The organism is uncultured Chryseobacterium sp. (assembly GCF_913776365.1).
GTDB lineage: Bacteria > Bacteroidota > Bacteroidia > Flavobacteriales > Weeksellaceae > Chryseobacterium.
In genome coordinates this window covers 1-5798 of sequence record NZ_CAJYMO010000001.1, presented here as the reverse complement: position 1 = coordinate 5798, position 5798 = coordinate 1, and the positions used below count along the sequence as shown (strand labels likewise).

Below are 5798 nucleotides of genomic sequence, written 5' to 3'. Positions count from 1 at the left end.
CATGGCATCAGTCAGATTTTGAAGATTCCTGCTGGTTGCCGCTACCCGGTATCCGTTTCCAATCAGTTTTTTAACGAGTGAAAGCCCCAGCCCTTTGGAGGCACCCGTTACAAACCATACTTTTCCTGTATTCATATTGTATAATATTTTATAGGACAAAGGTAGAACAGTAAAGGGTATGGCTTCTAACGAAATAGAAACAATGGATTACAAAAAACAAACATTCCTTACAGATGAGTCTTACCGCCCGCATAAAAATAAGTCCACCGGAATTCCCGCTGCGGCCTGCACAGCTCCGGGAGCCCAGCCGACTATTTTTTCTCCGGTGGGTTTGTTTGATTTCAGTTCCCTGATTTCCGGTTTGGCCAGCTTAGAATTTAAGGGCAATGCTTGCCAGGTACCGGATGGGCGCCTGGGGAGTCAGCCTTACCGACCACGCCCGCTCGCTGGTAATATTATCGATTTTCAGTCCCAGGCGGTATTTCGGGCGGTCATAGAAAATGCTGGCATCAAACATCTGATAGGACGGAATAATCACTTTTGCCGTCTGCGTGTTCGTCTGATAGGATGAGCTTCCAATATTCCCGCCAAAGCCTGCTCCCAGGCCGTTCAGTTTTCCTTTTACAAAAGCATAGCTTACCCAAAAGTTGTACATGTTCTGAGGCCCTGAAGCGGCAGGACGAAGATTCAGGACGGAAGCATCCGCTTCGGTAAACTTACTGTCGTTATATGCATAACCTACAATAATATTCAGTCCTGCCGCAGGATGGGCAGTGATGTCCACTTCCACCCCTTTGCTGTACTGGGAACCGTCCTGGACGGAGAAATTGGCGTCTTCGGGATCCGTTCTCAGAACGTGGTCCACATGGATGTCGTAGTAACTTACCGTACCGACAAGCCTGTGACTAAACAGATCAGCCTTAGCCCCGAATTCCAGCTGGTTTCCTCTTTGGGGAACGAAATTATTCCCGTTCCTGTCAACACCGCTGATGTTAAAGAAACCGTTCAGGTAATTTCCGAAAAGCGATACTTTATCCTCTATGATTTCATACACCAGCCCTGATTTGTGGGACAGCGCCGTTTGGGTATAAGGCCCGGCCTGCAGCCCGCTGACGCTCAGCCCGCCTGCCGTCTGGCCTGTCAGGATATTGTACACCCCTTTGTAGTGAAAATCGTCTACCCGTAGGCTTCCCATCACTTTCAGCCGGTCCGTAATATCAAACACATCGGAAATATAGGCGGCATAGGTGTTGTCGCTGCTTTTCTCTTTCCGCGGAGTCCCGGTATTGGTCAGATTATCCAGCTGGTCCCTGGTTACCCGGTAGGTTGCCGGTGTATTCACGAAATCGACCACCGGGGCATTCACCGTCGTCCGGTCAAAACTGTTGAAATTGTTGTAAAAATCGAGCCCGACCACCATTCTGTTCCGGAACCTGCCGATAAAGAAGTCCCCGATAAAATTCTGCTGGAGGTTGGTCGCGATGAAATTGGTATTCCCTGCAATCACACTCGCCTGTAAAGTAGTATCGGACCGGCCGTTCAGCGCAGTAATGTAGCCGTTGATGGTTGATTTTGCCCTGGAGAATACGGTCTGGGACGTCCATTGAGACGAGATCTTGTAATTCAGCTGTCCGAAGATGTTCATCATCTGGGTGGAATACGCGATATCGTCGCCCAGGAATGTTTTGGTATAAGGAAAATTCATATCCGCAATGGACTGGATTTTATTGCTTTTCGTGTAAGGGTTGAAACGCACCACGGAAGTTCCTTTGGCAATCCCGAATTCCACATCCAGCAACAGGGACAGCCTGTCATTGATCTGATAGGAAAAACTGGGGGCAAGGGCCAGGCTGTTGGTAAAGCCGTTGTCCTGGAAACTCTTTTCAAAGGTGGTGGCGCCGTTCAGCCTGAACAGTGCCGTCTTGTCTGCATTCACCGGGGTATTGGCATCGAAGGTAAGCCTGTTGAAATTCCAGCTGCCTCCCGTATAGCTCACTTCACCGCCTTGTCCATTATACGGTTTTTTGGTCACCCTGTTGTACAGCCCGCCGTAGCTGCTGGATACCTGCGTCCCGAAAAGCGTGGTGGAAGGGCCTTTGATCGCTTCTACCCTTTCCAGGTTGGCATTATCTAAAAATGAAAAAGCCGCGCCGGCCACTCCGTTTCTTGCGTTCGGCTCCGTATCGAAACCGCGGGACCGGAAAGTCACCCTACCCTGGTTGGCAATCATCGGGATTCCGGCGCCGGGAATGTTTTTCGATACGCTTCCCAGATCAACGGCCGACTGCTGAATGATAAGTTCTTTGGGAACCGTATTGTATACCTGAGGATTTTCAAGGTATTTGATCGGTAATTTGGCGACATAAGGGCTTTCTTTTCCCGTTATCTTTTTCATATCCCCTACAATCCTTACCTCCTGCAACACCTGGATGTTTTCTCTGGACAGCTGATAGGTGACCGGCGTATCCTCGTCCTGTTTAACCTCAACCGGGATCTGCTGTTCCTTCAGTCCGGGCATCTGTATCCTGACAACATAGCTGCCGGGAGCCATACGGGGAAAGCTGAAACGGCCATGGATATCGGTAGTCGTCATTTTATCCTGATCAAGCAGGGAGACCGAAACGAGTTCGAGAGGTTCATTTTCAAGGGAAGTGACGGTTCCTGAGATGGATCCGGTAGCGGTCTGTGCGAAAAGAACCGAACAGCATAAAATAGAAATCAGAAAAAATAAACGTTTCAGCATACTATATCAATATAAATTCCTTCTCTTCTTTAATTTACCAGGAAGGAAAGGGTTGAGACTTTTAAAAAATTTCATATGATTTTGTGACGGCGGAAATCCTTGGACGGATGATTATTAATAAAGGAATTTGTAACAGCCTGTTTTATTAAGCTTATTTAGACCAAATATTAATAAGGTGCAAATGTAATTAAAAATCTGTTTTCTTCATTGAATTTGTGGTATGAAATGAAAATAAATTTCAACAGCCTGAAAACACCCTCTTCATCAGATGCCCGGTGCACTTTATGCAACTGATTTCAGTGGATTTCAATGGCAAACCTGCATCACCCTTACCTCTCTACTGCGGCTATACCCTACTGCAGTTCAACATATAAGCTACAAAATGTAATTTAACGACCTGAAAACAGTTCAGAGTACATGAGATGGAAGTCAAAGATTTTTATTTCTGTCGATAGATGAGCATTTTTTGGAGTCACCCATTCGAAAAATACAGGATGAATGCCGATAGATTGTGTTGAATTTCATTGATTGATGTGTATTAATTGCCTGAATGAAAATTATTTACCCTTCTCAATAGCGTTGGGCTTCAGCCCGACGGGATTATAGCAGCATCAAATTCGGCTTCAGCCAAAACCTATTAGACGGATCTTCGGACATTATATTGTAAATGGGCTAAAGCCCATTTCTATTGATATGATGCGTACGTTTTATATCGAAATCGTTGTTTTATAATGTAAATGGGCTAAAGCCCATTTCTATTGATAGGTGCGTCCTTTTATATTGAAACTGCTTTATTTTCCGTTGATCATGATTATGCAAATGGGCTAAAGCCCATTTCTATTGATAGGTGTGTCCATTTATATTGAAACTGCCTTATTTATATTGATCATGATCATGATTGTGTAAATGGGCTAAAGCCCATTTCTATTGATAAGGTACGTCCTTTTATATTGAAACTGCCTTATTTTATATTGATCATGATCATGATTGTGTAAATGGGCTAAAGCCCATTTCTATTGACAAAGTATGTTTTTTATACTGCTTATTATTATTTTATCATTACTTTCTCCCAAACTCCACCCTCGCCAAAAACCTTTCCTTATCAGCTTCCAATGTAAGTTCAGCGTTATTTTTCCGGCTCAGGGTATCGGAGATCCAGAGGCCGAGGCCGAAGCCGTCTTTGTGGAAGGTGTCGCGGAGGAACTGGCCTTTAAGCTTTTCGGGGTTTTCGATGGGCCGGCTGATGGCATTGGAAACCAGGATGCCAGTTCTCTCCTGCCGGTAGAGGATGATTTCAAGGATATTGTCGGGTTCACCATATTTTACGGCATTGGAAATGAGGTTGTGGAGGATGACCTCCACCTGGTTCCGGTCGCCTGAAACCGTGAAATCACCATCTGCGGGTGAAAGTTCAATCCGGAAGCGCTGGCCTTTCAAGGCCATGGGTTTCCTGAAGCCTTCGGAAAGTTCCAGCACCATTTCGGCCAGGTCTATGGCAGACGGATTGCCCCGCAGGTTGCCGGATTCAATCTGGCTCATCCACAGGAAATTATCAACCAAGGCTTTCATCCGACTGACTTCCTGTTCCTGGTTATCGAGCAATTGCCGGGTCTGCGGATCTCCCGGCTCCCGGTTGAAGACCTGAAGTTCCGTGAGCATGGTGCTAATGGGCGTCCGCAGCTCGTGGGAAGCCATGGTGAAGAAAGCGGTCTGTTGTTTTGCCTGTTCGTCAATCCGGAGCAGCATCCGGTTCAGCGCATCGGTAAGATGATAGAATTCGTCCCGGGCAGTCGGTTCTGCAAGCAGCGTGATATGTTCCAGATCCACCTGATTGGCTTTATGGATAATCCGGCGGAGCGGTCTTAGCAGGAACCCGGAAAGCAGATAACCGCCGAGAAAAGAAAGGAGAAAGGCCACCGGAAGATAGAGGTACAGCAGTTGCCGCAGCTTACGGATGCCGGCATGGTAGTTTTCTGCTGACAGCGCAAAATCCACCGTGAGGAGGCCACCGTTTTCGGGATATTTCTTTACGGAAACAAGCCGCCATTTTTCCTGATCGGCCCGGTCTTGCGGCAGGTTATCGATCAGCGTGGTTTTCCGGGCCTTATCGTCATAGATGATCCTGAAAAATTCGCCGCTTTTGGGCAGCGGAACGGAAATGGGATCGATGTCCGTTTTCTGGAGGACGGCATTGGCTGCAGAAGACAGCTGCAGGGAAAAACTCCGGTCCAGTTCCGTTTTAGCATTCCTGTAAAGGGAATAGACAATGAAACTGACGCACAGGAACAGTAGCGAATTGAACAGCAGCCCGAACCGAAACCGCAGACTCTGATAGAAAAAGGAAGCAGACTGTTTTTTCATGCCTGATATCTGTTTACATTCTCACTGAAAATAATCTCATGCAGATTGAGCAGGTTACACAGATTTATAAATCCTTGACACCTGCACAGTCCGCTTACTCTGAAAGCATATATCTCATTATATCTCATAAATTCACTGCATCACAGCACTGATAAATGGTAAAGGCCTGCTTGATCCGCTCAATCTGCGAGCATATATTCTCATGTTAATCATACAATCCATTGTATCAAAGTGCAACCCCGGAAGGGCTTTATTTTTTTTCGCCTTTCAGCATATAGCCGGCTCCGATAACGGTCCGGATCAGCTGATCATCAAACCCCTTGTCGATTTTTTTCCGGAGCTGGTGCATGTAGACTTCCACAATGTTGCTTTCCGGATCAAAGTTCATGTTCCAGGCATTTTCCAGCAGCTGGTTTTTGGTAAGGACAAGGTTGGCGTTACGCATCAGGTATTCCAGCAGTACAAACTCTTTGGACGTCAGTACAATTTCCCGGTCTTCCCTTTTCACTTTCCGGGAAGGAATATCGATTTCCAGATCCCCGATCCTGATTTTCTGCTGTCCTCTGGTACCTGAAAACCGGCTGACGGTACGGATCCTGGCCAGGAGTTCGTCCCATTCAAAAGGCTTGCGGATATAATCCACAGCACCAAGGTCCAGCCCCTGCACCACCTGCCTGGAATCGGCAATGGCACT

4 protein-coding genes and 1 CRISPR repeat array are annotated in these 5798 nt (G+C 46.8%); all 4 genes read right to left on the bottom strand.

All coding sequences use genetic code 11. The features are described 5' to 3' along the window. A partial coding sequence (locus QZ735_RS00020) for an SDR family NAD(P)-dependent oxidoreductase (RefSeq protein WP_294243037.1) occupies nt 1-135 on the bottom strand: 135 nt, incomplete at its 3' end. 235 nt (nt 136-370) lie between these two features. Further along, nucleotides 371-2743, bottom strand: coding sequence for a TonB-dependent receptor (locus tag QZ735_RS00015; protein ID WP_294243035.1), 2373 nt, complete (start codon nt 2741-2743; stop codon nt 371-373). A gap of 665 nt (nt 2744-3408) precedes the next feature. Beyond that, a CRISPR array of direct repeats spans nt 3409-3765; the repeat unit is 29 nt; unit sequence AAATGGGCTAAAGCCCATTTCTATTGATA. A 37-nt stretch (nt 3766-3802) separates the two neighbouring features. Continuing rightward, a complete protein-coding gene (locus QZ735_RS00010) occupies nt 3803-5104 on the bottom strand; it encodes a HAMP domain-containing sensor histidine kinase (RefSeq protein ID WP_294243033.1) in 1302 nt (433 codons plus the stop codon). A 250-nt stretch (nt 5105-5354) separates the two neighbouring features. Then, nucleotides 5355-5798 (bottom strand): response regulator transcription factor (locus QZ735_RS00005; protein ID WP_294243030.1); only part of this gene is annotated, 444 nt, incomplete at its 5' end.